Origin of the sequence: Extibacter muris, assembly GCF_004345005.1 — a bacterium.
In the GTDB taxonomy this organism is placed as follows: domain Bacteria; phylum Bacillota; class Clostridia; order Lachnospirales; family Lachnospiraceae; genus Extibacter; species Extibacter muris.
The window spans coordinates 1-785 of record NZ_SMMX01000065.1; the positions used below are offsets into that span (position 1 = coordinate 1).

Annotated in this window: 2 protein-coding genes; both read right to left on the reverse strand. The window is 48.7% G+C overall.

Translation table 11 applies throughout. From position 1 onward, the window contains the following. Window positions 1-167: 167 nt before the first annotated feature. Window positions 168-416: a hypothetical protein gene (locus tag E1963_RS19230; protein WP_132281699.1), complete on the reverse strand. Its 249-nt coding sequence runs from the start codon at window positions 414-416 to the stop codon at window positions 168-170. Further along, window positions 403-785, reverse strand: a 383-nt coding sequence (locus tag E1963_RS20270; RefSeq protein ID WP_207669418.1) for a hypothetical protein, incomplete at its 5' end; no start/stop codon positions are given. The genes E1963_RS20270 and E1963_RS19230, both read right to left, overlap by 14 nt.

The following is a 785-nucleotide window of genomic DNA, read 5'->3' on the forward strand; positions in this document are numbered from 1 at the left end:
CTCCTCCTTCTCCTCTTTTCCCCACTTTTTTTTCCCCCTTCCTTCCTCCTCCAGGCAGTCGCTCATATATGATTATATCAAGAAACACCGCGAGGTCTCTATCACCCCTCTTTCCCTTTCTTTCCCCCTCTTCCTCTTTCTTTCTCTCCTCTCCCTTTTCCCTTCCCTTACCTCCCCCTCTCCCCTTCCCTCTTTTTCTCTTCCTTTCTCCCCTCCTTTCTTCCCCCCTTCTCTGTCTTAATCTCATCCGCCCCTCCTTCTCCCTTTTCCTCCTTCCCTCCCTTTCCCCTTTCTTCCTCCTCCCCCCTCCTTTCTCTTCCCTTCTTCCTTCCTATATAATCCCTTCTATGTCGCTCCTCTTTCGGATAACTTCTCCTCTCTTTTCCTCCCTCCTCCCTTCTTCTATGAAGTGGCACCCGCCCCTCCTCTTCCTTTTTCCCCTTCTTCCTCTCCCTCTTCCTCTCCCTCCTCCTCCCCTTTTTTTCCCTCCTCCTCTTTGCAAGTGTTTCCCTTATTTCTCCTTTTTTCCCTTCCTCTCTCCTTCCCCTTTTTCTCTCTCCTTCTCTCCTCTTCCCCTCCTCTTTCTCTCCCTCTTTTCCTCTCCCTTCCCCCCCTTTTCATGCCTCCCCGGAAACATCCTCTCCCGTTCCTTCCTTCCTCTTTTTCCTCTCTTTTCCTCTTTCTGAAGATGATTTTTCTGGATGGAAAACATATAATGCTTTTTTTTCTCCTCCTCCCTCTCTTCCTTTCTCTTACTTTTTTTTTTCTTTCAACCGTGTCTATCA